The 17,151-nt window shown below is 54.5% G+C and carries 17 protein-coding genes and 1 tRNA gene; 13 read left to right on the plus strand and 5 right to left on the minus strand.

What is annotated here, in order from left to right; genetic code table 11:
- From nrdH to emrB, 13 genes are all read left to right on the plus strand, one after another.
- Entirely contained in the window at nucleotides 1–246 is a 246-nt protein-coding gene (nrdH, locus tag OGY35_RS09510; RefSeq protein ID WP_061075053.1) for a glutaredoxin-like protein NrdH, read from the plus strand.
- On the plus strand, nucleotides 243–653 hold the full coding sequence (gene nrdI, locus OGY35_RS09515) for a class Ib ribonucleoside-diphosphate reductase assembly flavoprotein NrdI (protein ID WP_178828555.1): 411 nt from the start codon (nucleotides 243–245) through the stop codon (nucleotides 651–653). Before nrdH ends, nrdI begins: the two co-directional genes overlap by 4 nt.
- Nucleotides 626–2,770 (plus strand): class 1b ribonucleoside-diphosphate reductase subunit alpha, encoded by a 2,145-nt coding sequence (gene nrdE, locus OGY35_RS09520; protein ID WP_286632141.1) that lies wholly within the window; start codon nucleotides 626–628, stop codon nucleotides 2,768–2,770. The genes nrdI and nrdE overlap by 28 nt, the downstream gene beginning before the upstream one ends.
- 10 nt (nucleotides 2,771–2,780) lie before the next feature.
- On the plus strand, nucleotides 2,781–3,740 hold the full coding sequence (gene nrdF, locus OGY35_RS09525; RefSeq protein WP_286632142.1) for a class 1b ribonucleoside-diphosphate reductase subunit beta: 960 nt from the start codon (nucleotides 2,781–2,783) through the stop codon (nucleotides 3,738–3,740).
- A 355-nt stretch (nucleotides 3,741–4,095) separates the two neighbouring features.
- On the plus strand, nucleotides 4,096–5,298 hold the full coding sequence (gene proV / locus OGY35_RS09530) for a glycine betaine/L-proline ABC transporter ATP-binding protein ProV (RefSeq protein WP_286632143.1): 1,203 nt from the start codon (nucleotides 4,096–4,098) through the stop codon (nucleotides 5,296–5,298).
- Nucleotides 5,291–6,355 (plus strand): glycine betaine/L-proline ABC transporter permease ProW, encoded by a 1,065-nt coding sequence (gene proW / locus OGY35_RS09535; RefSeq protein ID WP_286632144.1) that lies wholly within the window; start codon nucleotides 5,291–5,293, stop codon nucleotides 6,353–6,355. The genes proV and proW overlap by 8 nt, the downstream gene beginning before the upstream one ends.
- A gap of 188 nt (nucleotides 6,356–6,543) precedes the next feature.
- On the plus strand, nucleotides 6,544–7,539 hold the full coding sequence (proX, locus tag OGY35_RS09540) for a glycine betaine/L-proline ABC transporter substrate-binding protein ProX (protein ID WP_286632145.1): 996 nt from the start codon (nucleotides 6,544–6,546) through the stop codon (nucleotides 7,537–7,539).
- A 183-nt stretch (nucleotides 7,540–7,722) separates the two neighbouring features.
- Nucleotides 7,723–8,907 (plus strand): MFS transporter, encoded by a 1,185-nt coding sequence (locus tag OGY35_RS09545; protein WP_286632146.1) that lies wholly within the window; start codon nucleotides 7,723–7,725, stop codon nucleotides 8,905–8,907.
- 124 nt (nucleotides 8,908–9,031) lie between these two features.
- Nucleotides 9,032–9,769, plus strand: a complete 738-nt coding sequence (locus OGY35_RS09550) for an AzlC family ABC transporter permease (RefSeq protein ID WP_286632147.1) — start codon at nucleotides 9,032–9,034, stop codon at nucleotides 9,767–9,769.
- Nucleotides 9,759–10,094: an L-valine transporter subunit YgaH gene (ygaH, locus tag OGY35_RS09555; protein WP_286632148.1), complete on the plus strand. Its 336-nt coding sequence runs from the start codon at nucleotides 9,759–9,761 to the stop codon at nucleotides 10,092–10,094. The genes OGY35_RS09550 and ygaH overlap by 11 nt, the downstream gene beginning before the upstream one ends.
- 90 nt (nucleotides 10,095–10,184) lie before the next feature.
- The gene (mprA, locus tag OGY35_RS09560; RefSeq protein WP_046485576.1) at nucleotides 10,185–10,715 is read left to right on the plus strand and encodes a transcriptional repressor MprA; all 531 of its coding nucleotides are present in this window, start codon (nucleotides 10,185–10,187) and stop codon (nucleotides 10,713–10,715) included.
- Nucleotides 10,716–10,839: 124 nt separating this feature from the next.
- Nucleotides 10,840–12,012 carry a multidrug efflux MFS transporter periplasmic adaptor subunit EmrA gene (emrA, locus tag OGY35_RS09565; RefSeq protein WP_042326041.1) on the plus strand — a complete coding sequence of 391 codons (1,173 nt, stop codon included), beginning with the start codon at nucleotides 10,840–10,842 and terminating at the stop codon, nucleotides 12,010–12,012.
- 15 nt (nucleotides 12,013–12,027) lie between these two features.
- Nucleotides 12,028–13,566 carry a multidrug efflux MFS transporter permease subunit EmrB gene (emrB, locus tag OGY35_RS09570; RefSeq protein ID WP_152402568.1) on the plus strand — a complete coding sequence of 513 codons (1,539 nt, stop codon included), beginning with the start codon at nucleotides 12,028–12,030 and terminating at the stop codon, nucleotides 13,564–13,566.
- A 60-nt stretch (nucleotides 13,567–13,626) separates the two neighbouring features.
- Here the strand turns inward: emrB and luxS are convergent, their stop codons facing one another.
- The 5 genes from luxS to OGY35_RS09595 form a co-directional block, all read right to left on the minus strand.
- A complete protein-coding gene (gene luxS, locus OGY35_RS09575) occupies nucleotides 13,627–14,142 on the minus strand; it encodes an S-ribosylhomocysteine lyase (protein ID WP_016154160.1) in 516 nt (171 codons plus the stop codon).
- Between the two features lie 148 nt (nucleotides 14,143–14,290).
- Nucleotides 14,291–15,847 (minus strand): glutamate--cysteine ligase, encoded by a 1,557-nt coding sequence (gshA, locus tag OGY35_RS09580; RefSeq protein ID WP_286632149.1) that lies wholly within the window; start codon nucleotides 15,845–15,847, stop codon nucleotides 14,291–14,293.
- 78 nt (nucleotides 15,848–15,925) lie between these two features.
- Nucleotides 15,926–16,354, minus strand: a complete 429-nt coding sequence (locus OGY35_RS09585; protein WP_152402564.1) for a YqaA family protein — start codon at nucleotides 16,352–16,354, stop codon at nucleotides 15,926–15,928.
- Nucleotides 16,351–16,917, minus strand: a complete 567-nt coding sequence (gene yqaB / locus OGY35_RS09590) for a fructose-1-phosphate/6-phosphogluconate phosphatase (protein WP_046485594.1) — start codon at nucleotides 16,915–16,917, stop codon at nucleotides 16,351–16,353. The genes OGY35_RS09585 and yqaB overlap by 4 nt, the downstream gene beginning before the upstream one ends.
- A 137-nt stretch (nucleotides 16,918–17,054) precedes the next feature.
- Nucleotides 17,055–17,131, minus strand: a tRNA-Arg gene (locus OGY35_RS09595).
- Between the last annotated feature and the right edge of the window lie 20 nt (nucleotides 17,132–17,151).

Consider the following 17,151-nt stretch of genomic DNA (forward strand, 5'->3'; position numbering starts at 1 on the left):
ATGCGCATTACTATTTACACTCGAAATGATTGTGTTCAATGCCACGCCACCAAACGGGCGATGGAAAGCCGTGGATTTGAATTTGAGATGGTGAACGTCGATCTGGTGCCCGACGCGGCGGATACCCTGCGTGCACAAGGTTTTCGTCAGTTGCCGGTCGTCATTGCCGGTGAGACCAGTTGGTCTGGGTTTCGGCCGGATATGATCAACCGCCTGCATCCGGAATCCCGGGTGGCCAGCGCATGAACCCGCTCGTCTACTTCTCCAGCAGCTCCGAAAATACGCACCGTTTTATGCAGCGTCTGGGGCTGCCCGCCATTCGCATTCCGCTGAATGAACGCGAACGGATCCGGGTAGACGAACCTTACATTCTGGTGGTGCCCTCTTACGGGGGCGGGGGCACGGCTGGCGCGGTCCCGCGACAGGTGATTCGCTTTTTAAATGATGCCCACAACCGGGCGTTAATTCGCGGCGTTATTGCCTCTGGCAATCGTAACTTCGGCGAGGCGTACGGTCGCGCAGGAGAAGTGATCGCCCAAAAATGCGCCGTGCCCTGGCTCTATCGTTTTGAGCTGATGGGAACACCCGCCGACATCGACAACGTTCGAAAAGGAGTAAGCGAATTTTGGCAACGACAACCGCAGAACGCGTAATGCAGGAATCGCTGGATTACCATGCGCTGAACGCCATGCTGAATCTGTACGATAAAGCAGGTCGTATTCAGTTTGATAAAGACAGGCAGGCAGTTGAAGCCTTTTTTACCGCTCACGTTCACCCTCACTCCGTCACGTTTGGCAATCAGGAGGAACGCCTGCAAACGCTGGTGCGCGAAGGGTATTACGACGAAAGCGTTCTGACTCGCTACGATCGCGCTTTCGTGGTGACGCTGTTTGCCCGCGCCCACGCCAGCGGTTTTCGTTTCCAGACCTTCCTCGGTGCCTGGAAGTTTTACACCAGCTACACGCTGAAAACCTTTGACGGTAAACGCTACCTGGAACACTTTGAAGACCGGGTGGTGATGGTGGCGCTGACGCTCGCGCAGGGCGATGAAGTGTTGGCGTCACAGCTGACCGATGAGATGCTCTCGGGGCGTTTCCAGCCCGCCACCCCCACCTTCTTAAACTGCGGAAAACAGCAGCGCGGCGAACTTGTTTCCTGTTTTCTGCTGCGTATTGAAGACAACATGGAGTCGATTGGCCGGGCGGTGAACTCCGCGCTTCAGCTTTCTAAACGCGGCGGCGGCGTGGCGTTTTTACTCTCTAACCTGCGCGAAGCGGGCGCGCCTATCAAGCGCATCGAAAACCAGTCCTCCGGGGTGATCCCGGTGATGAAGATGCTGGAAGATGCCTTTTCCTATGCTAACCAACTTGGCGCGCGTCAGGGAGCGGGGGCGGTTTATTTGCACGCGCACCATCCGGATATTCTGCGCTTTCTCGATACCAAACGCGAAAACGCCGACGAAAAGATCCGCATCAAGACGCTCTCCCTGGGCGTGGTGATCCCGGACGTCACTTTCCGTCTGGCCAAAGAGAATGCGCAGATGGCGCTGTTTTCGCCCTATGACGTCGAGCGTCTTTACGGTAAACCCTTTGGCGATATCGCGATAAGCGAACGGTACGACGAACTGGTTGCCGACGAGCGGGTGCGCAAAAAATACATTAACGCCCGCGACTTCTTCCAGACACTGGCAGAAATTCAGTTCGAATCCGGTTATCCCTACATCATGTATGAAGATACGGTGAATCGCGCCAACCCCATTGCGGGTCGCATTAATATGAGTAACCTGTGTTCGGAAATTTTGCAGGTCAACAGCGCCTCCACCTACGATGAGAACCTTGACTACGCGCAGACCGGACAGGATATCTCCTGCAATCTCGGCTCGCTGAATATTGCCCACACCATGGATTCCCCGGACTTTGGCCGGACGGTGGAAACGGCGATTCGTGGGCTGACGGCGGTGTCGGACATGAGCCATATTCGCAGCGTCCCGTCGATTGCCGCCGGCAATGCCGCCTCTCACGCCATCGGGCTGGGACAAATGAATCTGCACGGCTATCTGGCGCGTGAAGGCATCGCTTATGGTTCGCCAGAAGGACTGGATTTCACCAATCTCTACTTTTACACCATTACCTGGCATGCGCTGCATACGTCGATGCGGCTGGCGCGTGAGCGTGGACAGACTTTTGACGGATTTGCACAGTCTCGCTACGCCAGCGGCGAGTTCTTCACGCAGTATCTGGAGCAGAACTGGGCACCGAAAACTGAGAAAGTCCGTGCGCTGTTTGCCCGTAGCGGTATCACACTGCCAACGCGCGAAATGTGGCTGTATCTGCGCGACGAGGTGATGCGCTATGGCATCTACAACCAGAATTTACAGGCGGTGCCGCCGACGGGTTCAATCTCTTATATCAATCATGCGACATCGAGCATTCACCCGATTGTCTCGAAAGTGGAGATTCGCAAAGAGGGCAAGACCGGGCGCGTCTATTATCCTGCCCCGTTCATGACCAATGAGAATCTGGACATGTACCAGGACGCCTACGAAATCGGCGCGGAGAAAATCATTGATACCTACGCTGAAGCCACTAAACACGTCGATCAGGGCCTGTCGCTGACGCTGTTTTTCCCCGATACCGCCACCACCCGCGATATCAACAAGGCGCAGATCTACGCCTGGCGAAAAGGCATTAAGTCGCTGTATTACATTCGGTTGCGCCAACTGGCGCTGGAAGGCACTGAAATTGAAGGCTGCGTCTCGTGCGCACTGTAAGGAGAGCGGTATGACATTATCACGCGTGAGCGCCATCAACTGGAATAAGATTCAGGATGACAAGGATCTGGAAGTATGGAACCGCCTGACCAGCAACTTCTGGCTGCCGGAAAAAGTACCGTTGTCTAACGATATTCCGGCGTGGCAAGGTCTGAGCGCCGCCGAGCAGCAGCTTACCATCCGCGTCTTTACCGGGTTGACGCTGCTCGACACCATCCAGAACATCGCCGGCGCTCCGTCGCTGATGGCGGATTCGCTGACGCCGCACGAGGAGGCGGTGCTGTCGAACATCTGTTTTATGGAAGCGGTGCACGCCCGCTCCTACAGTTCCATCTTCTCTACGCTGTGCCAGACTAAAGATGTCGACGCCGCCTACGCCTGGAGTGAGGAAAATGCGCCGTTACAGCAGAAGGCACAAATTATCCTCGCACATTACGCCAGCGACGACCCCTTAAAGAAAAAGATTGCCAGCGTGTTTCTGGAATCCTTCCTGTTTTATTCCGGTTTCTGGCTGCCGATGTATTTCTCCAGCCGTGGCAAGCTCACCAACACCGCCGATCTGATCCGGCTGATCATTCGTGACGAAGCGGTTCATGGTTATTACATTGGTTATAAATACCAGAAAGGACTGGAAAAACTGTCTCAATCCAGGCGTGATGAACTGAAGGATTTTGCTCTCGAACTGCTGATGGAGCTGTACGATAACGAAGTCCGTTATACCGAAGAACTGTATGCCAACACCGGTTGGGCTGAGGATGTTAACGCGTTCCTCTGTTACAACGCCAACAAGGCGTTAATGAACCTGGGCTATGAGGCGCTGTTCCCGGCGGAAATGGCGGAGGTGAACCCGGCGATCCTGGCTGCGCTTTCGCCCAATGCCGACGAAAACCACGACTTTTTCTCTGGCTCGGGGTCGTCATACGTGATGGGTAAAGCCGTCGAAACGGAAGACGAAGACTGGAATTTTTAACGCAAATTAATATGGGGAATATCACTACAATAATGACGTTAATATTTTAAGCAGATCACGTTTTTATCACCCAACTATTTCAGGGTGATCTACACTCAATAGCTGTTGCCATATTCGCCTGAATTTTCGAAATTCAGGCGCCTTTCCAGTGGTCCTTACAAAAAATATTCATCGGCCGTGGTTTGCTCTCAGCCCTTATATCATGGGAAGTCCCGGCAATTTGCCTTCTACCCTATTTAGCCTCATTTCACATTCAGGGTTGTCTCAGATTCTCAGTATGTTAGGGTAGGAAAAGGTGACTATTTCTATCAGGTAACATATCGATATATATAAATAACAGGGATCTTTCTATTGCATGGCAATTAAATTAGAAGTTAAGAATCTATATAAAGTATTTGGAGAGCATCCGCAGCGCGCCTTCAAATATATTGAAAAAGGACTTTCAAAAGAACAAATTCTGGAAAAAACAGGGCTATCGCTTGGCGTTAAAGACGCCAGTCTGGCCATTGAAGAAGGCGAGATATTTGTCATCATGGGATTATCCGGTTCGGGTAAATCCACAATGGTACGCCTTCTCAATCGCCTGATTGAACCCACCCGCGGACAGGTACTGATCGACGGCGTTGATATCGCAAAAATATCGGATGCCGAACTCCGCGAGGTGCGCAGAAAAAAGATTGCGATGGTTTTCCAGTCATTTGCGCTCATGCCGCACATGACCGTTCTGGACAATACGGCATTCGGCATGGAATTAGCCGGCGTATGCGCTGAGGAACGTCGCGAAAAAGCGCTGGACGCCCTGCGTCAGGTGGGACTTGAGAATTACGCCCACGGCTATCCGGATGAACTTTCCGGCGGGATGCGTCAGCGTGTCGGGCTCGCCCGTGCATTAGCCATTAACCCTGACATCTTATTAATGGATGAAGCCTTCTCCGCGCTTGATCCCTTAATTCGTACCGAGATGCAGGATGAACTGGTAAAACTGCAGGCGAAACATCAGCGAACCGTGGTCTTTATTTCCCACGATCTCGATGAAGCGATGCGTATTGGCGACCGAATTGCCATTATGCAGAATGGTGAAGTGGTTCAGGTCGGTACACCGGATGAAATTTTGAATAATCCGGCGAACGATTATGTCCGCACCTTCTTCCGTGGCGTCGATATTAGCCAGGTCTTTAGCGCGAAAGATATTGCCCGCCGTAGCCCGGTCGGACTGATTCGTAAAACGCCGGGCTTTGGCCCCCGTTCTGCCCTGAAATTATTGCAGGATGAAGACCGGGAATACGGTTACGTCATCGAACGCGGCAATAAGTTTGTTGGTGTGGTCTCCATCGACTCATTAAAGGCGGCATTAGCCCAGGCCCAGGGCATGGAAGGGGCGCTGATCGACGAGCCATTGGCCGTGGATGCGCAAACCCCGCTTAGCGAGTTGCTCTCTCATGTCGGACAGGCGCCGTGCGCGGTGCCGGTTGTCGATGAGGAACAACAGTATGTCGGCATTATTTCAAAACGCATGCTGCTACAGGCTTTAGATCGCGAGGGGACAAACAATGGCTGATCAATCCAATCCGTGGGATACCGCACCGGCGGCCGATAGCGCCGCACAATCCGCTGACGCCTGGGGCACGCCGTCAGGGACACCTGCCGATAGCGGCAGCGCAGACTGGCTGACCAGCGCGCCTGCGCCTGCACCAGAACATTTCAATATTATGGATCCGTTCCATAAAACGCTGATCCCGCTCGACAGTTGGGTTACCGAAGGAATTGACTGGGTAGTCACCCATTTTCGACCTCTCTTCCAGGGCATTCGTGTGCCGGTGGATTACATCCTTAACGGTTTCCAGCAACTGCTGCTGGGAATGCCGGCTCCGGTGGCGATTATCGTTTTCGCGCTGATCGCCTGGCAGATTTCCGGCGTCGGGATGGGCGTGGCGACGCTGATTTCCCTGATTGCGATCGGCGCTATCGGTGCCTGGTCGCAGGCGATGATTACGCTGGCACTGGTGTTGACCGCCCTGCTGTTCTGCGTGGTGATCGGTCTGCCGATGGGGATCTGGCTGGCACGCAGTCCACGGGCGGCGAAGATCGTTCGTCCGCTGCTCGACGCCATGCAGACGACACCGGCGTTCGTCTATCTGGTACCGATTGTGATGCTGTTCGGTATCGGTAACGTGCCGGGAGTGGTCGTGACGATCATCTTTGCGCTGCCGCCAATTGTGCGTCTGACGATCCTCGGGATTAACCAGGTTCCAGCCGATCTGATCGAAGCGTCACGTTCGTTCGGGGCCAGCCCGCGTCAAATGCTGTTCAAAGTTCAGCTACCGCTGGCGATGCCAACCATTATGGCGGGGGTCAACCAGACGCTCATGCTCGCCCTCTCGATGGTGGTGATCGCCTCCATGATTGCCGTCGGTGGCCTGGGCCAGATGGTATTGCGCGGTATCGGTCGTCTCGACATGGGACTGGCTACCGTCGGTGGGGTCGGCATTGTGATCCTCGCTATCATTCTGGACCGTCTGACTCAGGCCGTGGGTCGCGACTCCCGTAGTCGGGGTAATCGTCGCTGGTACACCACCGGCCCCATTGGGCTCATCACGCGCCCTTTCACTAAGTAATTCACCTGTTGCCCGGTGGCGCTGCGCTTACCGGGCCTACACTCATGAACTTACACAAAATCATTCATGTTGCATCGAGGCGGCAAACGAAGGTATCCCCAGGAACGTACACGCAGTACGTGACTGGGGTGCATGAGTGCAGCCAACAAAGAGGCAATCTGAAGGATGAAGTGTAATAAGGAACAACGATGCGACATACCGTACTTTTTGCCACAGCGTTTGCCACCCTTGTCTCTACCAGCGCTTTCGCTGCCGACCTGCCAGGCAAAGGCATTACCGTCCAACCGGTACAGAGCACCATCACCGAAGAAACCTTCCAGACGCTGCTGGTGAGCCGCGCACTGGAGAAACTGGGTTATACCGTCAACAAACCGAGCGAAGTCGATTATAACGTGGGCTACACCTCTATTGCTTCCGGCGATGCCACCTTTACCGCCGTGAACTGGCAGCCGCTGCACGATGATATGTATTCTGCGGCAGGCGGGGACAAAAAGTTCTGGCGCGAAGGCACGTTTGTCACCGGTGCCGCGCAAGGTTATCTGATCGATAAGAAAACCGCTGAGCAGTACAAAATCACCAATATCGCCCAGTTGAAAGACCCCAAAATCGCCAAAATCTTCGACACCAATGGCGACGGTAAAGCGGATATGATGGGCTGCTCGCCGGGCTGGGGTTGTGAAGCGGTGATTAACCACCAGAACAAAGCGTTTGATCTGGAAAAAACCGTCGACGTCAGCCACGGTAACTATGCAGCGATGATGGCCGATACCATCACCCGCTTTAAAGAAGGCAAACCAATCCTCTATTACACCTGGACGCCTTACTGGGTGAGCGACGTGATGAAGCCGGGCAAAGATGTGGTCTGGTTGCAGGTGCCGTTCTCCTCGCTGCCGGGCGAACAGAAAGATATCGATACCAAACTGCCGAATGGCGCGAACTATGGCTTCCCGGTAAACACCATGCACATCGTTGCCAACAAAGCCTGGGCTGAGAAAAACCCGGCGGCGGCGAAACTGTTTGCCATCATGAAACTGCCGCTGGCGGACATCAACGCGCAGAACGCGATGATGCATGACGGTAAAGCGTCGGAAGCTGACGTACAGGGTCACGTTGATGGCTGGATCAAAGCCCACCAGCAGCAGTTCGACGGTTGGGTGAACGACGCGCTGGCTGCGCAGAAGTAATCCCCTCCTGAATGCCGGATGGCGCGCGATGCGCTTATCCGGCCTACTCCCTACTCCCTACTCCCTACTCCCTACTGCCCCTTGACCGCACAATCCGGCACGCAACAAATCCCCCGCATTCATAAATGTCCGCTATGATTGATTCCCTAAGAAATCATCACCTGACTCACGATTGCGAACATAATGACAAAAACCTCTCACGGGCTGAGCCCAGCACTGATCGTTCTTATGTCTGTGGCAACCGGTCTGGCCGTCGCCAGCAACTACTATGCACAGCCGCTGCTCGATACCATCGCACGCAACTTCTCGCTTTCCGCCAGCTCGGCCGGGTTTATCGTCACCGCAGCGCAACTGGGCTACGCCGCCGGTTTGCTGTTTCTGGTTCCACTTGGCGATATGTTTGAACGCCGGACGCTGATCGTCTCCATGACGCTGCTGGCGGCGGGCGGGATGCTCATTACCGCCAGCAGTCAGTCGCTGGCGATGATGCTCCTCGGCACGGCGCTGACCGGGCTCTTTTCCGTGGTAGCACAGATACTGGTGCCGCTGGCGGCGACGCTTGCCACACCCGATAAACGCGGCAAAGTGGTAGGAACCATTATGAGCGGACTGCTGCTGGGCATTCTCCTGGCACGTACCGTGGCGGGCCTGCTGGCGAATCTCGGCGGCTGGCGTACCGTCTTTTGGGTCGCCTCCATATTGATGGCGCTGATGGCTATCGCCCTGTGGCGCGGCTTGCCAAAGGTGAAGTCCGACACCCATCTGAACTACCCGCAACTGCTGGGTTCCGTATTCAGTCTGTTTACCCGCGATAAACTGCTGCGCACACGTGCGCTACTGGGCTGCCTGACCTTCGCCAACTTCAGCATTCTCTGGACCTCAATGGCCTTTTTACTCGCCGCCCCGCCGTTTAACTATTCCGAAGGGATGATTGGCCTGTTTGGGCTGGCGGGTGCTGCTGGCGCGCTCGGCGCACGTCCGGCTGGCGGTCTTGCGGATAAAGGGCATTCTCATCTCACCACGACCTGGGGCCTGCTGCTGCTACTGCTCTCCTGGTTAGCTATCTGGTTGGGACACGCCTCGGTACTGGCGCTGATTGTCGGGATCCTGGTACTGGACCTTACCGTTCAGGGGGTCCACATCACTAACCAGACGGTGATTTATCGTCTTTATCCGCAGGCGCGAAACCGCCTGACCGCAGGGTATATGACCAGTTACTTTATCGGCGGGGCCGCAGGGTCGTTAATCTCCGCCTCGGCCTGGCAGCATGCCGGATGGCTGGGCGTTTGTCTGGCGGGGTCGACCGTTGCCGTACTGAACCTGGTGGTCTGGTGGCGAGGATTTCACCGACAAGAAGCCGCTATTTAAACGCTCAGCAAGCGTTTGCGCTCGTTTGGGCTCCTGAGGGTGTTAAGGAGCCCCCCAGTCTGTTAAGGTGATAGGGATTATTAACCCTGATAATTTTAACATTGGTGATAACGCGCAAAATTCTATGGAAAGGCCCGCTTCTCTGCCCAATACCCCTCCGGCGACCTGTGCGGAAGGATTCAAAGACAGTTTACCCATCGTCATCAGTTATATTCCTGTTGCCTTTGCATTTGGTCTCAATGCCACCCGTCTCGGGTTTAGCCCGCTTGAAAGCGTATTTTTTTCCTGCATTATTTATGCCGGTGCCAGCCAGTTCGTTATCACAACCATGCTCGCCGCAGGCAGTACATTATGGGTTGCCGCCCTGACCGTCATGGCGATGGATGTACGCCATATCTTATACGGCCCTTCCCTGCGCAGTCGTATCGCCCAAAAACTCAGTAAACCGAAAACCGCCCTATGGGCTTTTGGCCTCACTGACGAAGTCTTTGCCGCGGCCACCGCAAAGCTGGTACGGGATAACCGTCGCTGGAGCGAAAACTGGATGATCGGCATTGCATTTTGCTCCTGGGCCTCATGGGTGCTGGGAACGGTAATCGGCGCCTTTTCCGGCAGCGGTTTATTGAAAGGATTCCCGGCGGTCGAAGCGGCGCTCGGGTTTATGCTGCCCGCGCTGTTTATGAGTTTTCTGCTGGCGTCATTCCAGCGCAAACAGTCCCTGTGCGTGACCGCCGCACTCGCTGGCGCACTGGCGGGCGTGACGCTATTTTCCATCCCCGCCGCGATTCTTGCGGGGATTGTGTGCGGCTGTCTGACCGCGCTGATCCAGGCTTTCTGGCAAGGGGTTCCCGATGCGCTATGAGGTACTGCTACTCGGGTTGCTGGTCGGCTGTGTGAATTATGGGTTTCGCTATTTACCGCTGCGTCTGAAGATGGGAAATACTCGTCCGGGCAAGCGAGGCGCAACCGGCGTACTACTCGACACCATCGGCATAGCATCAATTTGCGCCCTGCTGGTTGTGTCAACCGCCCCTGAGGTAATGCACGACGCCAGTCGCTTCGTGCCGACGCTCGTGGGTTTTGCTGTACTGGGTGCAAGTTTTTATAAAACGCGCAGCATCATTGTTCCCACGCTATTAAGTGCTCTGGCCTATGGATTAGCGTGGAAAATGTTGGCGATTTTATAGGATACAAGAATCATTTTAATTTAATAATACATTTACTTTATTTGTCACTGTCGTTACTATATCGGCTGAAATTAATGAGGTCATGCCCAAATGGATAGTTCGTTTACGCCCATTGAACAAATGCTAAAATTTCGCGCCAGCCGCCACGAGGATTTTCCGTATCAGGAAATTCTGCTGACTCGTCTTTGCATGCACATGCAAGGAAAGCTGCTGGATAATCGCAATAAAATGCTGAAAGCTCAAGGGATTAACGAGACGTTGTTTATGGCGTTGATTACGCTGGAGTCTCAGGAAAACCACAGCATTCAGCCTTCTGAACTGAGCTGTGCCCTGGGGTCATCGCGTACTAACGCGACACGTATCGCTGATGAGCTGGAAAAGCGCGGTTGGATCGAGCGCCGTGAAAGCGACAACGATCGTCGTTGCCTGCATCTGCAGTTAACCGATAAAGGCCATGCTTTTTTGCGCGAGGTATTACCACCGCAGCATAACTGCCTGCATCAACTCTGGTCTGCACTGAGTACCGCAGAAAAAGACCAGCTTGAGCACATCACCCGTAAGCTTCTGACGCGTCTCGATCAGATGGACCAGGATGGTGCTATCCTTGAGGCGCTGAGCTAACGCGTCGACTCGCTCAATAATCCAGATTAAGAAAGAAAACTGACTGGCCAGCACCTGAACGTGCTGGCCTTTCTGGTAAACAGCTCGGCCTAGCCGACGAAAAAATAAGATCGTGGAGAACAACATGAGCGCAAATGCGGAGACTCAAACCCCGCAGCAACCGGTTAAGAAGAAAAGCAAACGTAAAAGTACGCTACTCCTCCTGACCTTGCTCTTTATCATTATTGCCGTGGCATACGGGATCTATTGGTTTTTGGTACTGCGTCATGTCGAAGAGACCGATGATGCGTACGTGGCAGGGAACCAGGTTCAAATCATGGCACAGGTATCCGGCAGCGTGACGAAAGTCTGGGCGGATAACACTGACTTTGTTAAACAGGGTGACGTTCTCGTCACGCTCGATCAGACGGATGCCAGACAGGCATTTGAAAAAGCGAAGACCGCGCTGGCCTCCAGCGTTCGTCAGACGCATCAGTTAATGATCAACAGCAAACAGTTGCAGGCGAACATTGAGGTGCAGAAAACTGCCCTCGCCCAGGCGCAAAGCGATTTTAACCGTCGCGTACCGCTCGGCAACGCTAACCTAATCGGCCGCGAAGAACTGCAACACGCGCGTGATGCCGTGGCCAGCGCGCAGGCACAGCTTGATGTTGCTATTCAGCAATACAACGCGAATCAGGCGATGATTCTGGACAGCAAACTCGAAGATCAACCTGCAGTCCAACAGGCCGCCACCGAAGTGCGTAACGCCTGGCTGGCGCTGGAACGAACCAAAATCGTCAGTCCAATGACCGGCTACGTTTCTCGTCGCGCCGTGCAGCCTGGCGCACAGATCAGCCCCACGACGCCGCTGATGGCCGTGGTTCCGGCCACCAATCTGTGGGTTGATGCCAACTTCAAAGAGACGCAGCTTGCCCATATGCGTATCGGCCAACCGGCCACGGTCATCAGTGATATCTACGGCGATGACGTTAAATACACCGGTAAAGTGGTGGGTCTTGATATGGGGACCGGCAGCGCCTTCTCCCTGCTGCCCGCACAGAACGCGACCGGTAACTGGATCAAAGTGGTTCAGCGACTGCCCGTGCGTATCGAACTGGACGCCCAGCAGTTGGCGCAGCATCCGCTGCGGATTGGTTTATCGACGCTCGTCACCGTCGATACTGCGAATCGCGACGGTCAGGTGCTGGCCAGCCAGGTTCGCACCACGCCGGTGTCTGAGAGTAACGCCCGTGAAATCAGCCTTGCCCCGGTCAACAAGCTGATCGAAGAGATTGTGCAGGCCAACGCAGGCTAATCTGAGGTGCGTGTGATGCAACAGCAAAAACCGCTGGAGGGCGCGCAGCTCGTCATTATGACGATTGCGCTGTCGCTGGCGACATTCATGCAGGTGCTGGACTCCACCATTGCTAACGTGGCGATCCCCACTATCGCCGGGAACCTCGGCTCATCGCTGAGCCAGGGGACGTGGGTGATCACCTCCTTCGGGGTGGCGAACGCCATCTCGATTCCCATCACCGGTTGGCTGGCAAAGCGCGTCGGGGAAGTGAAGCTGTTCATGTGGTCAACAGTGGCGTTTGCCATTGCCTCATGGGCGTGTGGCGTCTCCAACAGCCTGAACATGCTGATCTTCTTCCGTGTCGTTCAGGGGGTGGTCGCCGGGCCGCTGATCCCGCTTTCGCAAAGTCTGCTGCTCAATAACTACCCGCCCGCGAAGCGCTCCATTGCGCTGGCGCTGTGGTCAATGACGGTGATCGTCGCGCCGATTTGCGGCCCGATTCTGGGCGGCTATATCAGCGATAACTATCACTGGGGCTGGATCTTCTTTATCAACGTGCCAATCGGTATTGTGGTGGTTTTGATGACGCTGCAAACCCTGCGCGGTCGCGAAACGCGTACCGAACAGCGACGGATTGATGCCATCGGGCTGGCGCTGCTAGTGATTGGTATTGGTAGCTTGCAGATTATGCTCGACCGGGGGAAAGAGCTGGACTGGTTCGCCTCGCAGGAAATCGTCATTCTGACCGTGGTGGCGGTGGTCGCCATTAGCTTCCTGATTGTCTGGGAGCTCACCGACGACAACCCCATTGTCGATCTCTCGCTCTTTAAGTCGCGAAACTTTACCATCGGCTGTTTGTGTATCAGTCTGGCCTATATGCTGTACTTCGGGGCGATTGTTCTGCTGCCGCAGCTCTTGCAGGAGGTCTACGGCTATACCGCGACGTGGGCAGGTCTGGCATCCGCACCGGTGGGGATCATTCCGGTGATCCTGTCGCCGATTATTGGCCGCTTTGCCCATAAGCTGGATATGCGCAGGCTGGTGACGTTCAGCTTTATTATGTACGCCGTCTGCTTTTACTGGCGTGCGTGGACGTTTGAACCAGGAATGGACTTCGGCGCGTCTGCCTGGCCGCAGTTTATTCAGGGCTTCGCGGTGGCGTGCTTCTTTATGCCGCTGACGACCATCACGCTGTCTGGCTTACCGCCAGAACGCCTGGCGGCAGCATCGAGCTTGTCTAACTTTACGCGAACGCTGGCGGGGTCAATCGGGACATCGATTACGACCACCATGTGGACCAACCGGGAGTCGATGCACCACGCGCAGTTAACCGAGTCGGTGAATCCGTATAACCCGAACGCGCAGGCAATGTACGATCAGCTACAGGGACTGGGCATGACGCAGCAGCAGGCGTCAGGCTGGATAGCCCAGCAGATCACCAATCAGGGGCTGATTATTTCGGCTAACGAGATCTTCTGGATGTCGGCGGGGATCTTCCTCGTACTGCTCGGTCTGGTCTGGTTCGCTAAACCCCCGTTTGGTGCGGGCGGTGGCGGCGGTGGTGCGCACTAGGTAATAGTGATAAAAAAGCCCGTTCAGTTGAACGGGCTTTTTTTGTCAGTCATCACACAACTAAATGTGCAGTTCCTGCAACTTCTCTTTCGGCAGCGCCAGCTCTTCATTGCTGTTGACGCGAACGTCGTGTTCCAGGATATGACGCGCAATGTCCTGTGCTTCGCTCAGTGAGTGCATCTGATACGTGCCGCACTGGTAGACGTTCAGTTCCGGGATCTGATTCTGGTCCTGAACTTTTAGCACGTCAGCCATCGCCGCTTTCCAGGCATCGGCTACACGCTGCTCGTCAGGCGTCCCAATCAGGCTCATATAGAAACCGGTACGGCAGCCCATTGGGGAGATATCGATAATCTCGACACCATTGCCGTTGAGGTGATTACGCATAAAGCCTGCGAACAGATGCTCCAGCGTGTGAATCCCTTTTTCCGGCATCACTTCTTTGTTTGGAATGCAGAAACGCAGATCAAACACGGTAATGGCGTCGCCATGCGGGGTGTTCATCGTTTTCGCCACGCGCACTGCAGGTGCTTCCATCCGGGTATGATCGACAGTGAAGCTATCTAACAACGGCATTTAGCCACCTCCGATAATTTTTTTAAAATAAACTGAACTCTTCGTTCCGGTGCGAGTCTGAGTATATGAAAGACGCGCATTTGTTATCATCATCCCTGTTTTCAGAGATGAAATTTTGGCCACTCACGAGTGGCCTTTTTCTTTTCTGTCAGGCCTGTTTTTCCAGCCAGCGGTCAAACGGCTCGGTATCTGCCGCTTCAACCTCACGCTGGCGACGTTTTGAAGCGTCACGTTCAGCCACAAAGTCTTCTTCCTGCAATATTTCCAGCGGCTCTTCACGCAACAGATTGCGATAAGCTTCGCCCAGCGCCTTGCCCGTACCGCCAATGCCTGTATCAAGCATAGACCGCAGAATACGTGCAGAGAACGTCAATTCCGGATTATCAAAACAGGCGACCAGTTCGTCGCAGACTTTCTGATAATCCTCTCCCCCGTGGATGCTGTCCAGCGTTTGCGCCACGCGTTTCAGATCGCGGAACAAATCTTTGCCCACTTCAGGCAACGGGAACTGCGCGGTTTCACAACCGATGCCTAACGTCAGACCCGGCTTACGCCCTTCCAGAATCACTCGATTCCAGTTGGTACGCGTACACAATAGCTCGCTGCTGCTCATTTCCGGCGCATCGGCCAGCACGCACCAGACCATAAACAGGTCAAGGAAGCGCACCTGCTGCTCGTCCACGCCGATTGGCGAGAACGGGTTGATATCCAGCGAGCGGACTTCGATGTACTCGATACCGCCGCGCAGAAGCGCATCTGAAGGCGACTCACCGCTACGCGTAACGCGTTTCGGACGAATTGGCGCGTACAGCTCATTTTCAATCTGCAGCACGTTGCTGTTGATTTGCAAACGCTTACCGTCTTTTTCCAGCCCAACCGCCGCATACTCTTCAGAAGGCGTTTTAATCGCCCGCTTCAATCCTGCCACATATTCGTAGAGATCGTTAAACGTAATACCGAGATTGCTTTGCGACTTATTGGTATAACCCAGATCGCTCAGACGCAACGAGGTCGCGTACGGCAGGTAGTACATCCCACAGTCGGTTTTCTCAAATGGCAGCGTGGTCGGTTTACCCTGCAGGAAGGAAGAGCAAATCGCCGGGGACGCGCCAAACAAATAAGGAATGACCCAACCGAAGCGGTAATAGTTGCGGATCAGGCGGAAATAGCCGGCAGAGATTTTCTCTTTTGCCTCTTCGCCTTCCACAATGCCGCACTTCGCCTGCCAGAATGCCATCGGCAGAGAGAAGTTATAGTGTACGCCGGAGATGGTTTGCATCAGCGCACCGTAACGGTTTTTCAACCCTTCACGGTACAGCGTTTTCATGCGACCAATATTCGAGGTGCCGTATTGCGCCAGTTCAATGTCCTGACCTTCAGCAATATAGCAAGGCATACTCAGCGGCCACATACGTTCATCGCCCATATTTCTGGCAGTATAACGATGCAGGTCACGCATGAAGGTCAACATATGCTGGATATCGCCGTCTACTGGCGTAATAAACTCCAGCAGCGCTTCAGCGAAATCCGTGGTTATCCATTTATGCGTCAGCGCTGAGCCTAACGCTTCAGGATGCCCCGTTGTCGCCAACGTGCCATCCGCATTCACGCGCAATGTTTCGCGCTCCAGCCCGCGCTGAATCCCCTGTAATGCCTGAGGATGCTTTTCCAGCCAGGCCAGTGCCTGTGATACGTCCGGGATCAAATCGACCTCCCGCCTGTCAAAATCGTATTAATTAGCATAATTGTAGTGGTTACCCTAAAGGCTAATCCCCAGGCACAATTAGTGCCACCAGGTAATGCCCTGAACGGTAGCCGCCGCGACAACAATATAGCGCAGCGCTTTACCAAGGCATAAAAAAAAGAGTACCGGCCCCCACGAGAGGCGCATCCATCCCGCTAACAGGCACAGTAAATCACCCACAACCGGCATCCAGCTTAATAATAGTGTGACCGCACCATAGCGTTTAAGCCAGCCTGCGGCTTTCTCCTGCCAGCGCGATGTCTTGCGCAGCGGAAAGAAACGCCCAAGGATAACGTTAGTTAACCCTCCAAGGCTATTACCCATTGTTGCTGTTAAGACTAAGACCCAGGGATGACTGAGCCCGGCCAGTAACATGGCAACCAAAACGATTTCCGAGTTGCCGGGCAACAGCGTAGCGCTGAGAAAACTGCTGGCGAACAATGAAAGGAGCGACAGTCCGTCACTCACAAGTGTCGAACGTCCACCGCATCCATTCCGGCGGCGCGTGCGGCCTGGATACCAAAATCAGCATCTTCGAATACCACACACTGCGCCGGGGGCACGCCCATACGTTCTGCACAGAGCAGGAAAGTATCTGGCGCAGGTTTATGGTGCTGAACATGATCGGCGGCAACGACGGCATCAAAATAGCGACGTAGCCCCAGATGGGCCAGCAGCGCCTCTGCGATCGCGCTTTCGCTGCCGGTTCCGACGGACATCGGGCGACGACCATGCCACGCTTTCACCACCTCAATCAGCGGCAGCGGCTCGACGCTGTCGAGGAGCATGATTTTTACCGCATCGGTTTTTTCACGGGCTAACGCGTGGGGATCGAGATCCGCATGATTCAGCTCAATGATGGACTGCGCAATCCGCCATGTGGCTGAGCCGTTAAGGGCAATCATCGCCTGAAGATCAAAGTGCATACCGTAACGACCTAATACTTCAACCCACGCCTTACGGTGCGTCGGTTCAGTATCCAGAAGGGTACCATCCATATCGAAAATCAGACCCGCATAACGTTCGTACATAGCACTCTCACCCGGCAAATGAACAGACGTTACTTTATCGTAATTGCTGGATTTTGTCGCTGACGACGATGCTGAGGATTGTTCAGGGTGTTAATGCAGAGGGGATAAAGAGAGAAGATGGTGTATCTAAGAGAAAATGGTGCATCCGGGAGGATTCGAACCTCCGACCGCTCGGTTCGTAGCCGAGTACTCTATCCAGCTGAGCTACGGATGCATCGGGAAATGTATTTTACT

This window comes from Citrobacter sp. Ct235 (assembly GCF_030332305.1).
Taxonomy (GTDB): Bacteria; Pseudomonadota; Gammaproteobacteria; order Enterobacterales; family Enterobacteriaceae; genus Citrobacter_A; species Citrobacter_A telavivensis.